This window comes from Paenibacillus sp. JGP012 (assembly GCF_014203995.1).
In the GTDB taxonomy this organism is placed as follows: domain Bacteria; phylum Bacillota; class Bacilli; order Paenibacillales; family Paenibacillaceae; genus Paenibacillus; species Paenibacillus silvae.
Genome location: NZ_JACHKG010000005.1, coordinates 103,543 through 121,394, shown reverse-complemented (window position 1 = coordinate 121,394; position 17,852 = coordinate 103,543). Strand labels below are relative to the sequence as shown.

Here is a 17,852-nt window from a genome sequence, read left to right as displayed (position 1 = left end):
GAGGGAGGCCGTTATGAAGCCGCGCAGCGTGCTGATTAACGGCCTGTTTGGCGCAGCCTTTTTGCGAGAAGCAGGAGGGTTAAAATGTACGTTCACCTTACCGCAGTTGCCCGCTACCGTTGATCTGAACCTTCATATACTGGAGGAGATGCATCAGTTTCAGTTTGCACAGCAGAGATATGTGCAGGAAGGGGAGGCTCGGATGGAACCGAAGGTATCAATTGTGATTCCTTTTTATAATTGCCCATATATCGAGCAGGCCGTTCATAGTGCTCTTCACCAGACGTATCCCCATATTGAGGTGATCGTGGTGGATGACGGTTCCACCAAGCATGTAGAGCGGCTGCAGCCATTTATGGATCAGATTCATTACATTCGCAAAGAGAACGGTGGCACAGCTACAGCACTCAACGAAGGTATTAAACAGGCGACAGGGGACTATTTTGTCTGGCTGAGCTCGGATGATGTCATGCTGCTGAATCGGGTGGAAAAGCAGCTACAGTTCATGCTTGAAGTCCAGGCTTCGTTCTGCCATGGTGCGTACCACTATGTGAATGAGCGCGGTGAATGGCTGGATACGGTACAGCCCGAGGTGGGAAGTCGTCTGGAGATGCTGCAGGTGCTGATGGAAGGCTGTCCGATCAACGGATGCACTGTGATGGTCAAGATGGAGGCATTTGAACGCTTCGGGATGTTCGACACCGATTTTCGATACACGCATGATTATGAGATGTGGCTGAGGTTGTTTCCGCTGTATGAGCTGTTTTATTTCAATGAGCCACTCATGTGTTATCGGCTGCACGAGTCGATGGGAACGAAACGTCATTTCAAGGAACTGGTTGCGGAGATGAAGCGTGTTCAGGAGAAACACCGCCCGATCCTGCTCAATCTTCAGCAAGTGGGTGGTTACTGGAAATAGAGGTTTTATTTATAGTGAAAGGAATTATTCTCAGAAGGTAGGGGAGAGAATAAAAATTGATTCTTACTGATACCTTACTTGTTTTGTGGTTGCTCAACACAAGCATGCAAGGTGTTTTTTTTGTGTTAGAGAAACTTGATTGTAATTTGATTTTTATCAATGGAAATATTTGCAGTTATATCTTATATGATAGATTTGCTTGGTTACAAAATGTGACAGTAGATGATGATATATTTTAAAATAATAGTATAATTTTAGGATTTCTGCATTGACTTAAATGGGTTTATATTCTAATATTTTCCTTATAGAAGAATGACATCCATTTATGGGAGGTAAGTTTTTTGGGGAAAATTAAACATAGCTTAACTGCTTTTTTTGCGGTAGCATTCTTTGCTCTAACTTCTGTAACGGTTTTTGCTGGTGCTGTGGCAGGAGGAGACTTGTGGTATGATGGTGGTCAAACAGGTACTTATGTATATTCTAGTATTTACGATCATAAGCCAGATGATGGTAGATATTACGAAGTTAAAGCCAGTGTTAAAGTATGTTCAAGTGTAACAACTTCAGGCTGGCTCCCTGATAGCGCTTATATAAGTGCTGATCGGAGTTTCTGGTGCAATGAATCATCGTATTACGATTACAGATTACTCTCCAATGGTGGGAAATAAGGGGATTCATTTTTTAAATCATACTTAAAAATTCAGGATGTCATTCTTCTTACTTTCATAATTGATTGCTTAAAGGTGGTAGAATATGGTTAGGGTGCTATTCGTGTTCCTGCTAGGGCAAATATTTTTATTATCCGTTATATTTAACCAGACAATATACCCTATTTTGGAACTAAACCGTCTTGGTGATTCATCTTTACGTTCTTATAGCGTGGAGAATTACAGCGGCGATACTCTTAGAAAACTATATAATGTTATGGATAATTCATGTTTGGCTGATAAAAAATGTGATGTACAATTGATTAAAACCCCGGTGTCTAAAGATAATAAAATGGTATTTGAAATTTATCACAGTAATGTTTCAAGTTTGCAAAAGGTAGAATCCACATCGTCCAATAAAGTATTTAATTACTATGATCTAACCGAAGAAGAATTCATTGATCATGATGGGACATTTTCCACCAATTTAAGTGAAGATTTATTACGCAAGATTGCAAAAGATGCTGGAGTCTCTTTGAAAACTAATGATGCTATGATTGATTACAATCAAATATTTCAATATAACTCTATCAATTTTGTGATTTTATTCGTATTATCACAGCTTATTTTGTTCATTTATACATTTACAAGAATAAAGATCAATGCAGTGAAAAAGGTTCTTGGTTTCTCAACTTTTCGAATGGTCACCTCCGCACTGAGGCAGCTCATACTCATGCAAATCTTCATCATTCCCGTAATTCTAATTATACATTTTGTATACTTTTTAAATCTTGGCAATCTCATACCTAGGTATTTTTATGTATTATTTATTTTTTTATTGGGTATTGGAATACTAAATTTGATAATGCTGTTAATTACTCAGTTCAGTCTCAAATATATTGACATCAATCTAATGATTAAAAATAAAATTTATTCAAATAGATTAAATATGAGTTTATATGCGGTCAAAATATTATTGATTTTATCAATTACAGTAGCTGCTTCGATCTTTTCTCAGAATTTAGTTGAGTATAAAGAAGCTTTAAATAATTATGATAAATTCACTAAATTAGGAGATTATTATACCTCGATTGGATATAATTCAGACGAATATGAGAAAGCATTGCGTGATAAGGACTTGCTTGTGAAATATGGTAATTCTGTAAAAGAAATTGTTCAACATTATTCAAATTCGGCCCAGTTATATGTTCATGATGTGTCTAGCATATTACCACGACTTTCTCCTAGTTTATTAGAGCGGCAAGGGATTACTATTGAGGATGTCCTTTCAGATTTTAAAAAGAATTATTTGATACTGAACAAACGATTTTTGAAGGACTTTACGACTATTAAAGACTCTCATGGAAGAAACATAAATTTTGACAATATTGATCAACCTACGATTTTGGTACCTGAAAAACAAAAACAGCATGAAAAACAAATTATTGAGTTTTACGTTCAAAGGTACAATTCATTATCTAACTATAATGTAAACTATGGACTTGAAAGCAGTAAGGTTGATCTCATCAAGTCGATCAACGTAATCTATATAAGTGATGGATTTAAACCGGAACTGTTGGGTAAAAGTTACAAGGGTGAGCTTTCCGGAGAAGAAATTAAGGATCCAATTATATTAGTGGATCAAGGAAAGTTCGATAATCTTTATTACTTTGATCAATTGAACCAAGGAAATATAATCATAAAGGCGGAAAACCGCAAAGATTTTTCTGCTCAAATACATCAAAATGGTTTGTCTAAATTAATCATTGAGGGTTCTCTTATAACGCCATTTCAAACTCAGATACGTTCAACTGAATTTCTCATGCAGCAATCTCTGATATTTGTTGTTTTATTTATAATTACATTGATCTTTGTAATCTATATATCAAATTATATAGATATAATGTCTAATAGGAAAAATTTAGCTATAAGGTATGTTCTGGGATACAGTGATATTAGAATTATGAAATCACGTTTGCTAATTACGTTGATTTTGTTGTCAGCTATACTGCTGAGTTTGTTTATTCCGTTTAACATTCTGATCTACATCTTGATTTTAATCATCGATATTGCTGTTCTATTCATCTTATATACATTTGTAATTGTAAGAAATATTCAAGATGTAACACGAGGGGGCTCATAATGCAAGCGATCAAACTTGTTAATATTAGTAAAGGATATGAAGGAGTATCTGTCCTTGAAAATATAAATTTATCAATAAATGCAGGTGAAATGGTTGCAATTACAGGAGAAAGCGGAAAAGGAAAAACAACATTATTGAATATTATTGGTCTAATTACGAGTAAAGATGAAGGAGAACTTCACATATTAGGCCATAAGAATCCTAAAAGTCATTCGAAAGAGGCCATGTTGCTTAGAAGAAAGGCAATCGGATATTTGTTCCAAAACTACGGCTTAGTAGATGAAGAGACAGTGTCTTGGAATCTTTCATTAGCTCTGGAATATAAAAAGATGAAAAAGAAAGAAAAAAATGAATTGATTGAGCAGTACTTGGACAAATTCTCTCTTACACCACTAAAAAATAAACGAGTTTATCAACTAAGCGGGGGTGAACAGCAAAGGGTTGCTATCATAAGGCTTATGTTACAGGACAGTGATTTAATTCTTGCTGATGAGCCTACTGCAAGCCTAGATGAAGAAAATGAAAAATATATTTTAGAAGATCTTAGAGAGCTAAATAAAAGAGGAAAAACGATTATTGTTGTTACACACAATAAAAACATTTTACCTTATTTTACCAGGGTAGTTCGTTTTGAAGAGTTGTGAGAGAAATGATACAAGAAACCTGCATAAATTCACGAAGGTTCCTGTTATTCGTTGAACTTTATAAGACCATCCATTTGCTTTCAAAATCGTATCTACCAGGATGAGTACAACTCAGCATCATCTGTGATTAAACGACGAACAATAAGAGCGAATACCTACGAGCAGTGTTTAGATGCTACAGGGTGAACGCTCTTCTTTTTTTAAGAGATGAGATAGGATGAGTGAAGAAGAGACAAGACGAGCATGAGTATGTAGTGGAAAACAAAGAGAGCAGGTATAGAGGATTTCCAGTATAATGGAGGTAGCTTGTACATAGAAGGGACTGAACTATGCGCAGATATCAATATGGAGTGACCCGACGATAACATGAACTATTGGAGGTTAACGTATTGATTACTGAATTACACACAAACCGATTATATCTGCGTCAAATGAAGGAAACTGACGCTACAGGCCTTTTTCAAGTATGGTCTGATCCAGAGGTTGCCAGGTTTATGAACATCTCTCCTTTTACAGCTGAACAACAAGCGGTAGAGATGATACGGATGCTCGCTGATCTTGCACAGGGGAGGCAAGCTATACGCTTCTCTATCATGGAGAAGGAGTCAGGTACAATTATGGGCTCCTGCGGTTACAATTACCTTGATTTTGAACAGGCCAGAGCGGAGATTGGATACGATCTTGCCATAGCTTATTGGGGCAAGGGATACGCGGCAGAGGCGGTTTCTGCCCTGTTAGATCGTGGTTTTACTTCGCTCGCGCTGAACCGGATCGAAGCTAAAGTTGACCCTCGCAACGTGAATTCGATCAGGCTGCTGGAGAAGCTTGGATTCACGAGAGAAGGATTGCTGAGAGCTTATGAGAGGGAAGGAACTGGCGCAGAAGCAGGAACAGGATCAGGAGACACCTTTAATGATCTGTATATGTATTCGAGGCTGGCCTCGGATTGAGGGAACCGCTTTAAGGGGTGCAAGAAATAAATTAAACATGACAAAAGAAGCTGCAGATTCAATCTGTGGCTTCTTCTGTGTGTTTTGCCAGAATGGGGTACCTTCCCGGGATGAAGTATTATGGACCGCCCACTTTGAATTCACCTATGACGGTTTTTCCATCATGTTCATAGAGTGAGATTGCTCGGCCGTCTGGGTTAAGTGTTAACTGGCGTTTAACAGCTTCTTCAGGTGTTGCAGGGTCCTCACCGATTAACTCAGATGAGCGTACATAACCAATTGTGCCATCTGTTCCTTGAGCTAACAGTAGATCTGGAGGATGTAGTGGATCTGTAGGTTTACCATAAGTTTCACCAGCCTCATTCACTGGATATAACGATTGAGCTTCTTCAGAAGCATTGGTTTTATTATGATGGGAATCATTTGATGCGAACCCAGTGACGTAAAAAGCTGATGCAGTGACTACGACTGATGTGGAGAATGCCAGAGCAATAAGTCGTTTCGATCTCAAGCTGTCCCATCCTTTCATGTAAACTTCTGCTATCCAAAATATAACATAATATTTACTGGAAAAGGATGATATTTCTCTCGTTCACCTTTTATTCCGGTTCATTCAAAATAATCATGGATACCGGATCGGGAAATACATACCCTTTCGGAAGCTTCTGCATGAGTGTGTTCATCGTCTCATAATCCACCTCAATATGAGGTGTCGAGACAGGAACGGAAAACCAGCGGTTGTACAGATCGCTTGGAACCAGCAGTGTCATGTCGAAAGTCCCCCTCTATAGATAGCTTCCTTATACACTTGCAGCGTGCGCATCCCCATTTCTTCCAGAGAACGGTGCTGCTCAGCCCATGCTTTGGCAGCGGCCCCTACCGCCTTGCGGGCTGCATGATCTTGAAGCAGCGCTTCTAACAGCTCACTTAGTGAATCGGCATCCTGCGGCGGCACGACCCAGCCTGTGCGTTCGGGTTCGACCATTTCAGGCATGCCTGCTGTACCGCTGACGATGACGGGTACACCTGCAAGCTGTGCTTCGGTGACTGAGAAGGGCTGTGTATCCTGAAGGCTCGGCTGCACGTAAATATCAGCATGCTTCAGAAAGGCAGGAATGTTGTCCAGCTTGCCCCAGAATACGATATCGGACGCGATGCCAGCTTCGGATGCTTGATCACGCAATTCACCCAGCAGATTGCCTTCTCCCGCGATCCAGCAGACCCAATCTGAACGTTTCGTTTTCAGGCTGGCAAGTGCCTTGATCAGCACATGCACGCCCTTGATATACTCCAGTCTTCCCGTAAAAGCGATGACCTTTTTACCTGAAGGCGGGCGATGAGGGAACCTGGCAGCGGCGGCTTTGCGATAGGTAGGCAGATCGACAGCATACGGAATCTGTCTGAATTTGGATGCTGGCACGCCTATATCGGTGAGTGTGCTTTTAATCCAGTGGCTCGACACCAGAATCAGCTCGGACAGTGCCGCACTTCGCTGCTCCAGTGAGAGGAAATACCGTCCACGTTTGGATTGCAGATAGGCAGGCAAGGTTAGTTGCGGGTTGGAAGTTTGCGCATCATAGAATGCTTCGCGTGCTAACGCTCCGTGATAACTGGTGACGAGCGGAATGCTGCTCTTCAAAATCCGTTTAATCGCCACAGCAGCAACAGGGTCCTGTGCATGGATCACATCATAATGCTCTACTCCCAGATGGGCAGCAGCCATCTCGAAGGCATAGCGGTTCAACTCGTAATAGGCCAGCAGAGAATCTGCTGTGAATTGAGGCAAATCGGTGGGATTCAGCTTGGCTTGAAGCATAGGCCACACCAGGTTTTTGGAAAAGGAACGATTCAGGTTGCGAATATACACTTCATTGCGTGCGCCGTTGGTGCCCATAATATCAACTTCTACACCAAGGGAAGTGAGTCTGTCGGCGAGCTGCCTGATATAAGTCCAGATCCCCCCCATATGTGTAAGCTCCCAATACGTAACGAGCAGAACTCTCATAACAACCTCCTTGTCGCGGCCTGCACAGACCGAACTCCTATCCTGTTATTCTATGAACCAAGCGGGGAATAAGGCCGGGCATTGGCTGTAAATTCTCGAAATTGGGTGATGGTAAAGGCGATTGGACGAGAAGCGGCATATGCTGTATACAGGGAGTAACGTGTGAACTCAGGCTCCGCAGGAGGGATGCAGGATGGCGGCTTATATTATGCAGATGTATGAAAACGTACTTCAGACTCCTATTCCAGTAAAGTATATCGATGTGGAGGTTGCGTATGTCGGAGATGGGGAAGGAACAGATGTATATGTTGGTGCAGCGAGCAATCACGGAGAAATGTACCGATATCTATTCCATGTAAGTGCAGGTTCTAAGGCAGCAGGGAATCATCAGGTGATTCATCATCTGGATGTATCATCCGAAGTCTATGATCTGAAAATAGTCAGCAACTGTTCTGTACCGAATCATCTCGTCATTCGAATCTATTGCCGCAGCGGAGCGGGGGAGCTGATCGGTGTGTTATCGGAGCATCAGATGTTGAAACTTGCCAATTGATATGTATTTGCATGAGGAGCAGGCGTGAGGCCTGGTCCTTTTTTGTCGTTTTTTTCTGAGAAATATGCCTTTAAAAAATAGCTTGACAGCAAAGGTATTTTCGTTAAAATTAAACCAGTATAAAACGTAAGTTTAAAACAAAGGTTTAAAACGAAGGTTTGAAAAATTCGTAATGATAGGCAGTCCACAGGCCCGTTTACTGAAAGCCGCAGGACGCCGGAAAAGAGAGTGAGTGCGTGAAACAACAGGCAGCAGTACCCCAGGAGGCAGAAGCGTTTTCGATTAAAACGATTATTCTGCCCCTCTTGTCTATCATCGTTGGAATGATTATGGTCATTCTGGACAGCACAGTAGTTAACGTTGCTATACCGAATCTTGTACAGTACTTCGAGACGGACCTGAAAACCATTCAATGGACGGTCACAGGTTACACCCTGGCTTTATCCGCAGTTATCCCATTGGCAGGATGGCTGACCGATCGCTTTGGAGCCAAAAGAGTATTTTTGTTTACCATCGCCATGTTTACACTAGGCTCTGTTTTATGTTCAATTGCCCAATCCCCTGAACAGTTAATTGTATTCCGTGTTATTCAGGGTCTTGGGGGAGGCATGGTTGCCCCGATCGGAATGGCCATGGTATTTCGTTTGGCTCCGCCTGAACGCAGAGGTTCCATCATGGGCATGCTCGGTATTCCGATGCTGCTTGCTCCTGCCCTCGGCCCCGTATTATCGGGCTGGTTTATTGAGTCGGTGAGCTGGCACTGGATTTTCCTGATTAATCTGCCAATCGGTATCGCGGCTTTTATTCTGTGTGTGCGATTTTTGCCGGATACGGATCGCGGACGCACGCCTTCACTGGATCTGATCGGCATGATTCTTGCTCCGATTGCCTTCTCCATGCTGGCTTACGGTGTAAGTGAAGGCGGCACAAGCTGGACGTCTTCTACGACATTGACTGGTATTATCGTCGGCGGTATAGCGCTAATTCTATTCATCATCGTAGAGCTGCGCCAGCAAAATCCGTTACTTGAGCTGCGAGTGTTTGGTTCCTCAGACTTCTCCAGAGGTATTATTCTCGCTTGGGTAGCACAAGTGGCTTTATTCGGTTCCATGATTCTCATTCCGCTCTATCTGCAGCAAATCAAAGGATACACGGCTTTGGAAACAGGACTTATCCTGCTGCCTCAAGCACTAGCTTCCGGTATCTCCATGCCGCTCGGCGGCCGTTTGTTTGACAGAATCGGGGCAAGACCTCTGGCCTTTGTTGGTCTCGGTATTATCTCGGGAGCCCTGTTTATTCTGTCTTCCATTACAGCAGCAACAGGACTTGGACTTATTATTACCGCCTTGCTTATGATGGGATTTGGTATGGGCTTGTCCATGATGCCGCTCAACACACATGTCCTGAATGCAGCACCGCGCAAGCTGGTTGCGCGTGTAACACCGCTGACGGCTGCTGCCCAGCAGGTTGTCGTTTCTTTTGCTGTTGCGGGTCTTACAGGGTTCCTGACTTCTCGCGTCGCCAGCAATACGACGGGCACGGGAAAAGCAGATATCGTGAACGGCATGGTTAGCGGCTTCAACGATACGTTCTTCCTCGCAGCATGTATCGCCCTGTTCGGATGCCTGCTTAGTCTGATTCTGCGCAAGCCGAAACGCAAGCCTGAACCGGAGCTTCAAACGGGGGAGCAGCCTGATCCTGCGATGATGATGGGTCACTAAGGTAGTTAAACAAGTTGCTATGTTTACACCGAACACTCCGATGACAGAATAACCTTCCAATCGCTGTTATCCCCAGATTTTTTGATTCCCTTTTCTAAAAGGGAAAATCCGGTGATAAAGGCGAACGCTTCGCTTTTTCAGGTTTTTTCTGTCCTCTCCGTTTTTGTGTAAAAGAATAGATCATAGTAGCAAATTTAAATTAACTGCAGGCAGTCTGGGAGCATATACGCTCTGGACTGCCTTTTCTGCGTCCTGTGAACTTTTTTTGATCTAAACTTGTAACAATCAATGAAAAACGCGCAATGCAGTCATCATCTCTCGGAAAGAGGCTGCATATCGGTCAGGGGAGAAGGAAAGGGTCACATGCTGTCTTCCCTGAATGCGAATATACTCCCGCTGCTTCTTGTTATTCATCAGGTCCAGAGCTTCCCTCACGGCGACTTTCACATTACCAAGCGGGTAGAACTTTCCTGTTTTGTTGTGTGTGATAAACAAACGCACGCCATCCGAATCTGTACTTAGAACGGGACAGCCGCAACTGATGGCCTCGGCTACAGCGTAACCGAAACCTTCGAGTAAAGAAGTGGACAGCATGATGCCACCAGAAGCTGCGATCATCGAGTAGAACGTTGGCATCTGTGAATGTGGCACATTCATAAAGATACCGATGTGATCTTGCAATCCATATTCCACCAGCATATGCCGGAACATGACCTCGTCTTCTGGATTAGCCAAGGTGGGATCGTGAAAGAGCCAGAGTCTGGCTTCGGGTTTCTTTTTGATAATTGCCCTGGATATTTCGAGATATTCGCGCCAGTTTTTGTTATGCTCCAACCGCCCGACCCATGCAAGAACAGGATATGGCGGTGCTTCTACGGAGATTGGAGCAAAGGTATCCGTATCGAGCATATTTGGAATGACAAAGCGATGCAGCCATGGACAGATGTGAATGAACATATCGAGCAGATGATCCGTCGGTGGCAGTACAGCAGCATCACAGTGTGCTTGTAGATAGGGCACGCCCATTTGAATTGTCTCCAGAGCCTGATCCCGTGTACCGAGCCCTTGGGCTTCGAAGATAATCCGTCCTTTGTAACCGAGACCTCTCAAACGGCCGGGCATGGCAATATCAGAAGTGGTAATAATGGCATCATAGTGCTCGGAGTGAATCAAATGATGAATATCCTGATCGCTGGAAGCTGTAAAAATGCGTGTGTCACTGCTGTTCTGCAAACCTGAGCCTGTATTCAGATACAATAAATGTGCTTCAATGCCATGGCGTTTCAGTACGGCAGTACGCAGTCGGTTCAGTGTATCGACGCCCCCGCTGGGAACATAAAACGTGAATAATACCTTCACACGGTTCACCCTCTGACTTTTGGTCAGGAGCTCATTCTCCTGTACTCCATGGTACGTTTAACCGAAGGGCGGGGTGTGGGTAAACCATCATTTGTTCACAATTTGGACACAAAATATTAAGCTTTATTTTAAGTGATATTAAGCTGGGACTAGGATACATCTCGTATCATACAAATGATTTCCCGTGTTGTGTTATCTTCATGATGGCTGCACGGGTATTTTAACGGGAAAGGATGAAGGACGTGCTCGAAGTGAGACAGGTGAGCAAAGTGTACGAAGGACAGCGCGGTGTGCACCAATTGGACTTCACCATGGAACGAGGCGAGATCGTCGGTTTTCTGGGACCGAACGGTGCTGGCAAAACGACAACGATGCGCATGATCACAGGGTATCTGCATCCCACGGCAGGCTCGGTGCTGGTGGATGGTGTGTCAGTGCATGATCAGGGACGCAGCGTTCGCGCCAAAATTGGTTATCTGCCGGAGACACCCCCGCTTTATCCGGATATGACGGTGCAGTCGTACCTCAAGTTTGTCGCAAATCTGAGGGATGTTCCAGCGCGTGAGGTCAAGCTGCGTGTCAGCGAAATGGTTAGCAGACTTGGACTGCAGGGCAGGGAAAAACAAATGGTGCGCGGTTTGTCCAAAGGCTACAAGCAGCGTCTGGGACTGGCAGGAGCCATTATACATAAGCCGGATCTGCTGGTACTGGATGAGCCGACGTCAGGACTTGATCCTAATCAGATTATTGAGATCCGGGATTTGATACGAGAGCTTGGTGAAAATCATACGGTGCTGCTTAGCACGCATATTTTGCCTGAGGTAAGCACACTCTGTAACCGGATGCTGATTATCAATCAGGGAAAACTTGTATTGGACGGATCACCTCATGAGCTCGGCTCAGCGATGGCGGATCGCTTCAAGGTATCCCTCGAAGTGAAAGCTACGGAGCAGCAGCTGATGGATGTATTAACACCATGGGAGAAGGCACACGGCGAGGTCATTGCTAACTCCTCTTTAACTTCTTCAGCAGCTTCTTCCCAATCCTCAGCGTCAGATGAAAGCACGAATTTAACAGCAGGTGATTCAGAAACAACCTTCAGTGCTATATCGGGTACACCTTCAACTGTTCGTGTCAGACTCACCGGAGAAACGTCGGAAGACTTCCGGGAAGAGCTCTTTTATCTGTTGTCTGGAGCCGGCTTGCCGATTCTGGAGATGAAACGTGAGAACCTCAGTCTGGAGCAAATCTTCCTGAAATTAACGACATCCGAACCAGATGCCACTTCGGAGGCAATCGCTGATACAGTTGATGAAGCCAAAGGAAATGAGCATGCTCCAGAGGTTCAGGCTGCATCTGAGCGGGAAATATCTGATTCCGATTCAGGGGAGGGAAGCAAATGAGACGAATGATGGCGATCTGTACCAAAGAACTGCAGGCGTATTTTCTGTCGCCGACTTCTTATTTTGCTTTTGCCGTATACGTGCTGATGACCAGCCTGTTGTTCTATTCAAGCTTTGTATACTACCAGCCAAGCATTGTGGACTACCGCCTTGTCCTGGGCGATACGTTGTCCATGCTGCTTTTTGTGGTGCCCTTGTTAACCATGCGACTCGTTGCAGAAGAGTTCAGGCAGGGAACGGATGAGCTGCTCCTGACTTCACCGACACGAGTGACCGAGATTATTTTCGGAAAATATCTGGCTTCACTCGCCATACTGCTTGTTTTGATTCTCTGCAGTCTGGTCTATCCTTTCATTATGTCGTTCTATGGAAAGCTGGACCTGACCTCTGTCTGGTTGTCTGCACTCGGTTTGTTTTTCCTTGGCGGCAGCATGATGGCGATTGGACTATTTGCCTCCACGCTGTCCCAGCATCAGATGGTGTCTGCCGTGGCGGGTTTTATTATATTGCTCGTTTTGTGGATGCTTGATTCATTCGCAGGTAATACGGGGTCTGCATTGCAGAAGTGGCTTGATCCGTTTGCGCTGACTAATCACTTTGACAGCTTCACCAAAGGCGTGCTCAGCGGACCGGATGTTCTATATTATGTCACGCTTACGGGTGTGTTTTTACTGTTAAGCATTCAAATTGTGGAACGGAAGCGGTGGAGGTGAGAAGATGAAAAAATGGCTAAGTCATACCAACAGTACCGTTTTGTCTGTCGCGGTGATTGGCATCTTTATTTTGCTGACCCTGTTCCTGAACTCGCTTGGGGGCTTTCAGCTCGACCTGACTTCAAATAAACAGTATACGTTATCAGACCAGTCCCTGACGGCGATTAAAAATGTCAAAGATGACGTCAATATTCTCGTATTAACGGTTGAAAATGCAAACAATACAGTCCTAAATCGTGAAGTAGCCGATATGGTTCAGGAATATACAAAACGAAACAGCAAGCTCAAGCTGAAGCAGTACAATCTAACACAGGAGCCTGCGCTTGCCTCCAAATACGGCATCACGGGCAGCTCGATTGTGCTGGAGCAGGGAGATCGCCATAAGGTCATCGACATTGCCAGCCTGTTCACGGCGAACGGGGATGGAAGCGATGGTTCTTACCAGTTTACAGGGGAAGAGAAATTAACTCAGGCTCTGATGAATCTCTCTTCTACGGAAACCGGCAAAATGGTATTCCTGACCGGGCATGAAGAGTTAAGTCTGGATCAGATGGGGACACTGCGATCTTCACTGGAACAGAATAATATCACCACAGAGGAGCTGCAGCTGAATCAGGCCGGTAAGGTACCTGATGATGCTGATGTACTGGCTATTATTGGGCCTCAGCGTGATCTGAGTGATGCCGAGCTGAAAGAGATTCGAACCTATATGAGTAAGGGGGGCAAGCTGTTAATTTCTCTTGGTTTTGCAGAAGATATGAAATCAAGCTGGAAAAACATTGACGCCTTGATCGCTGATTATGGCGTGGTGGATGAGCATGCCGTCATGGTGGATAACAAACAGGCCAGCACGATGGGGCCGCTGTGGGTTGTGCCCGAGTATGGCAGTCATGCAATCACAGACAAGCTGGCTCAGAACAAGCTGTACCCGATGCTGTCTCTGTCGATTGCACTGACCAGCAAGGAGCAGGACAAATACACCTTGTCTCCGCTAATGCATTCCTCCGATGACAGCTACGGGGAGACGAATATTGCCGGGCTGCTGCAAAATGAAACGAACAATGATAAAGATGCTGACGTTCAAGGTCCTGTCGAACTTGGCTATGCAGCGGATACGAAGGATGGCAAGCCCAAAGCGGTCATTCTGGGATCATCTATTTTCATGCAGGATTCACAAATTTCGAACGGTGGCAATCGGGATTTTATTTTGAATACAGTTAATTATTTGAGTGAAAAACAAGATGGTCTGACGATTCGACCGCGTGTCCAGGCTGGATATGAGATTGCTTATCTGGATGGTCAGCAGGCCAGAACGATCTTTTTTGCAGCGATTGTAGCATTCCCGCTTGTCTTTGTAATCATCGGTGTACTCTTATGGTGGAGGCGCAGACGGGTATGAAAAAGTTAATACCTACGATAGTTGTCGTTGTGATATTGATTGCGGGCTGGCTGTATGCGGCCAATCACAATTATTTTCGGGAAGAAGAGGCAGTACAGGCGAAGCTTCTCGGTGTCACTTCAGCAGATATTGAGGCGATTACGCTGCATGAAGGGGCTGCAGATAAGTCAGTTACAGGTACAGATACGAATGCAAATGCTTCAAATGCCGTCTCAACTCTTGAGCGCAAAGATGGCATCTGGCAAATGTCTCAGCCGAAGGGTTATCCGCTGAATGAATACAGTGTGGGCAGCTGGCTTGATGCGCTGAGTGGTGCAGATCAGGAGATGGTTGTGGAAGAGTCACCCAAGGATGTGGAGAAGTACGGCTTGGGCAGCACAGCCACAACACTGGATATCAAAGTAAAGGATGGGCGTGAGCTTAAATTGGTGATTGGCAATCTGCTGCCTGCGGGTGATGCCCATTATGCGCGCGTCGACGCAGGGCCGGTGGTTGCTGTTAAAAATGAAGCTGTAACGAATATCGCCCTGACACGTCAATCTTTGCTGGACACGACTCCGTTCAATATGGATGAATCCAATGTCCGTACACTGGAATGGGAAGGGGAAGCAGCGAGCTGGATGCTCAAGGCGTCGGCTGAAGGAGATACCGCATCCGAACACGAATGGACGTTAAATGGCAAGTCGATTAAGGCAGAAGATGCAATCTCGCTCATTGGCAAAATCAAAAACCTCACAACTGCCGAAGACGTTCGCAAAGCGTCCGATTTAAAAGGAGCCATCCCTCGATCAACACTGTCTGTTGAACAGCAGGTGAACGGGCAGGAGACGACTACGGTTTATCGTTTGCTGACCACATCCTCTGACCCTGACCAGATCTGGGTAATTACCCCGGATGGGGAGTGGGCTTACACGATGGATGCAGCAGCTCTCAAGGAAGCTGAGAAGTTTCCGGCAAGCATTAAAAATACGTCCGCCGTTCCTTCAGAACCCACTAGTTCCTCAGCTTCTTCGGAGTCTGTTAAGTCGGGAGCATCGGCGAAATCCGGTTCTTCTGTCAAATCTTCAACTTCTGAGGCAACTTCCGGGAAGTGACTTATTAAAAAATGGACAGTTGAGTAAGAAAAAGCACAGTTCTGCGCTGAAGGCAGTTACTGTGCTTTTTGGTATCCGCGGGCAAAAATGTCTATATAAGTTGGCAGGTTTAAGTGCCATATCCTTTCAGCATATCGATAACACCAGACGCGCATCCTATCTATGTGAACCAAAACAACCACATTGGAGGATGAACATTACATGCCAACAGTCAAAAAGGCAACAGCGATTACGTTATCATTGTCTACTGCAATTTTTGTAATGGCCGGCTTGACAGGTTGTGGGAATCGCGATAACAATCTGCATACGCAAAGTGTTCGCGAACAGGCGCATGGCATTAATCGGTATGGCGTCGAGACCAATGGAATGGACGGGATTCGTGCGCGTAGTTACCGGATGCACAATGTTACTGACCTGCGATCCAGTGATGAGCTGGCAAAACGTATTGCGGAGATGAAGGAAGTGGACTCTGCCCATGTCATGTTAACAGATCGCAACGCATACGTTGCTGTTCGTTTAGCGAATGGACATGCAGGCAAGCTGGGAAGTAAATCGACTGGACATATGGGCAGCCGCTTGAATGGCACGATGCGTAACTATGCCAGCGATACAATGCGCGATGGAAATATGAATCGGGACATGGGCGGTATGCGAGTTCATGGCGGATCGGGCACGAATTCTCCATACAGCACAAGCGGAATCGCACCGGGACTGAATACCGGCACAGCAACAGACCGCAGCCATATGGGCAATGACCGTGGCATCTATGGCACGATGGGCACAGGCGCGGTAGGCATGATGCGCGGCTTGACCAAGAGTGGTACAGCACGCCCGATGAATGAAAGCCAATATGGCACAAGAAGTGAACGTCCACGTATGATGGACAGCTCCGACGATAACACGCCGGAAGAGATCAAAGGCAAAATTTCAGCCAAAATCAAGCAATTTGCACCGAACGTCGAGAACGTTTACGTATCCGCTAATCCTGATTTCGTAGGTCAGGTCGAGAACTATGCAGCGGATCTGCGTAACGGTAAACCGGTCAGCGGTATGATCGATACGTTCCAGTCGATGGTAGAGCGCATTTTCCCGACCAATGCGGCCGAAACTCATAACCGTGACGGTGTGCTGGGTGATGGTGTAATGAACCGTAATCATGATGGCGGCATGATGAATCGAATGAATCGGTAAGATGCTGAAATGAACAAGTGTGCCTTTGCTGCGGGATGCATCCACTGCAAGGGCATATTTGTTATAAGCAGACGAATGCAGCCCATACGGACAATGTATGCTCAAAAAGCAGCCCATTTTTCTTCTAAAACTGAACCAACGTCCTCGACCTTACATAAGATGAGTTGACTGTATCCCCTTAACCTTGTTACACCAACACAACCCGAGCAAGGAGGGGTGAACATTGAAGGGTATCGATCATCATAAAAGCAAATTTTTGTTAACCCACCGTGAGCGCGAAGTATTCGAATTGCTGGTTCAGGACAAAACAACGCGTGACATCGCAGGGCAGTTATTCATCAGCGAGAAAACGGTGCGTAACCATATCTCCAATGTGATGCAGAAACTCAATGTTAAGGGTCGTTCGCAGGCAGTTGTAGAGCTGATTAAGCTTGGAGAACTGAAGATTTAGATGCGAACCGCAGTTCAATGTGGCAGCACAAAAGCCTTTCTCTATCCTTCAGAATGAAGCATGGGGAAAGGCTTTTTTGTTTTTTTACACATGCTCTTGTATAAACTCTCTCCATTTTTTTCTCGAAAATGGCTGATAAAATAACTGCTCTAATTCCTCATACTGTGCCTCTTTTAAATGCAAATATAATGCCTTTTTTGCAATTTTAGCAGCAGGTTGTGACGAAGTGTGATGACCTTGCATTTTGCGCTTGACCGGCACATGAAATTGCAAAAAATCTTCGTAACGTTTCCAACCTTCCCAGCTCAAGCGGGCTCCACGTTTCCAGTCGATGGCATAGAGAGCATAATATATGTTTGAGTCAGTCTGCTTGGCGGCAATAATCCAGGTGTTTGGGATGATTTTACTGCGCTGTCTGCGATTCATTTACAGCCCCCCTCTATTTAAAAGGCACCAGAAGGTGCCATGATCTATAGATACTCTATGTATATGGGTGGTACAGCTGCTTCACGTACAATTCCATACGATTAACTTTAACAGACCAGGCTAAAACTTCAAATGAAAGATGACTAGCTTCTGCTTATCACCATACTCCCTCAATTAGAGAAAATGCTCTTGCCTTGCGAGAGTGTCTTGATTAAAATAAAGGTGTAAAAATAA

General features: G+C 44.8%; 18 protein-coding genes. 13 read left to right on the top strand and 5 right to left on the bottom strand.

Features of this window, described 5'->3' with window-relative positions; all coding sequences use genetic code 11:
* The first annotated feature begins 13 nt into the window (after window positions 1–13).
* From HNR77_RS08760 to HNR77_RS08740, 5 genes are all read left to right on the top strand, one after another.
* Window positions 14–919, top strand: coding sequence for a glycosyltransferase (locus HNR77_RS08760; RefSeq protein WP_260410426.1), 906 nt, complete (start codon window positions 14–16; stop codon window positions 917–919).
* Between the two features lie 341 nt (window positions 920–1,260).
* Window positions 1,261–1,587 (top strand): hypothetical protein, encoded by a 327-nt coding sequence (locus tag HNR77_RS08755; protein ID WP_184182623.1) that lies wholly within the window; start codon window positions 1,261–1,263, stop codon window positions 1,585–1,587.
* 166 nt (window positions 1,588–1,753) lie between these two features.
* Complete coding sequence (locus HNR77_RS08750) at window positions 1,754–3,709, top strand: hypothetical protein (protein WP_184182621.1); 1,956 nt, start codon at window positions 1,754–1,756, stop codon at window positions 3,707–3,709.
* Window positions 3,709–4,353: a putative bacteriocin export ABC transporter gene (locus HNR77_RS08745; RefSeq protein ID WP_184182618.1), complete on the top strand. Its 645-nt coding sequence runs from the start codon at window positions 3,709–3,711 to the stop codon at window positions 4,351–4,353. The genes HNR77_RS08750 and HNR77_RS08745 overlap by 1 nt, the downstream gene beginning before the upstream one ends.
* A 389-nt stretch (window positions 4,354–4,742) precedes the next feature.
* Window positions 4,743–5,303 carry a GNAT family N-acetyltransferase gene (locus HNR77_RS08740; protein ID WP_184182615.1) on the top strand — a complete coding sequence of 187 codons (561 nt, stop codon included), beginning with the start codon at window positions 4,743–4,745 and terminating at the stop codon, window positions 5,301–5,303.
* A 118-nt stretch (window positions 5,304–5,421) separates the two neighbouring features.
* On the opposite strand, the gene HNR77_RS08735 is transcribed toward HNR77_RS08740, so the two are convergent.
* The 3 genes from HNR77_RS08735 to HNR77_RS08725 form a co-directional block, all read right to left on the bottom strand.
* On the bottom strand, window positions 5,422–5,832 hold the full coding sequence (locus HNR77_RS08735) for a hypothetical protein (protein ID WP_184182612.1): 411 nt from the start codon (window positions 5,830–5,832) through the stop codon (window positions 5,422–5,424).
* A 70-nt stretch (window positions 5,833–5,902) separates the two neighbouring features.
* Entirely contained in the window at window positions 5,903–6,073 is a 171-nt protein-coding gene (locus HNR77_RS08730; protein ID WP_184182609.1) for a hypothetical protein, read from the bottom strand.
* Window positions 6,070–7,308 (bottom strand): glycosyltransferase family 4 protein, encoded by a 1,239-nt coding sequence (locus tag HNR77_RS08725; RefSeq protein ID WP_184182606.1) that lies wholly within the window; start codon window positions 7,306–7,308, stop codon window positions 6,070–6,072. Before HNR77_RS08725 ends, HNR77_RS08730 begins: the two co-directional genes overlap by 4 nt.
* 193 nt (window positions 7,309–7,501) lie before the next feature.
* On the opposite strand from HNR77_RS08725, the gene HNR77_RS08720 reads away from it, so the two are divergent.
* On the top strand, window positions 7,502–7,861 hold the full coding sequence (locus HNR77_RS08720; protein ID WP_184182603.1) for a hypothetical protein: 360 nt from the start codon (window positions 7,502–7,504) through the stop codon (window positions 7,859–7,861).
* Between the two features lie 236 nt (window positions 7,862–8,097).
* Entirely contained in the window at window positions 8,098–9,582 is a 1,485-nt protein-coding gene (locus HNR77_RS08715; protein ID WP_184182600.1) for a DHA2 family efflux MFS transporter permease subunit, read from the top strand.
* A gap of 285 nt (window positions 9,583–9,867) precedes the next feature.
* Here HNR77_RS08715 and HNR77_RS08710 read toward each other — a convergent pair whose 3' ends face one another.
* Window positions 9,868–10,950 carry a glycosyltransferase family 4 protein gene (locus HNR77_RS08710; protein WP_311768598.1) on the bottom strand — a complete coding sequence of 361 codons (1,083 nt, stop codon included), beginning with the start codon at window positions 10,948–10,950 and terminating at the stop codon, window positions 9,868–9,870.
* Window positions 10,951–11,174: 224 nt separating this feature from the next.
* Here HNR77_RS08710 and HNR77_RS08705 point away from each other — a divergent pair, with 224 nt between their 5' ends.
* From HNR77_RS08705 to HNR77_RS08680, 6 genes are all read left to right on the top strand, one after another.
* On the top strand, window positions 11,175–12,344 hold the full coding sequence (locus tag HNR77_RS08705) for an ABC transporter ATP-binding protein (protein ID WP_184182595.1): 1,170 nt from the start codon (window positions 11,175–11,177) through the stop codon (window positions 12,342–12,344).
* The gene (locus HNR77_RS08700; protein ID WP_184182593.1) at window positions 12,341–13,057 is read left to right on the top strand and encodes an ABC transporter permease subunit; all 717 of its coding nucleotides are present in this window, start codon (window positions 12,341–12,343) and stop codon (window positions 13,055–13,057) included. The genes HNR77_RS08705 and HNR77_RS08700 overlap by 4 nt, the downstream gene beginning before the upstream one ends.
* Window positions 13,058–13,061: 4 nt before the next feature.
* The gene (locus HNR77_RS08695; RefSeq protein ID WP_184182591.1) at window positions 13,062–14,456 is read left to right on the top strand and encodes a GldG family protein; all 1,395 of its coding nucleotides are present in this window, start codon (window positions 13,062–13,064) and stop codon (window positions 14,454–14,456) included.
* Entirely contained in the window at window positions 14,453–15,550 is a 1,098-nt protein-coding gene (locus tag HNR77_RS08690; protein WP_184182589.1) for a DUF4340 domain-containing protein, read from the top strand. Before HNR77_RS08695 ends, HNR77_RS08690 begins: the two co-directional genes overlap by 4 nt.
* 201 nt (window positions 15,551–15,751) lie before the next feature.
* A complete protein-coding gene (locus tag HNR77_RS08685; RefSeq protein ID WP_184182587.1) occupies window positions 15,752–16,741 on the top strand; it encodes a YhcN/YlaJ family sporulation lipoprotein in 990 nt (329 codons plus the stop codon).
* A gap of 223 nt (window positions 16,742–16,964) precedes the next feature.
* Window positions 16,965–17,192: a helix-turn-helix domain-containing protein gene (locus HNR77_RS08680; protein WP_090919235.1), complete on the top strand. Its 228-nt coding sequence runs from the start codon at window positions 16,965–16,967 to the stop codon at window positions 17,190–17,192.
* Window positions 17,193–17,276: 84 nt separating this feature from the next.
* Here HNR77_RS08680 and HNR77_RS08675 read toward each other — a convergent pair whose 3' ends face one another.
* Window positions 17,277–17,618, bottom strand: coding sequence for a hypothetical protein (locus tag HNR77_RS08675; protein WP_184182585.1), 342 nt, complete (start codon window positions 17,616–17,618; stop codon window positions 17,277–17,279).
* Between the last annotated feature and the right edge of the window lie 234 nt (window positions 17,619–17,852).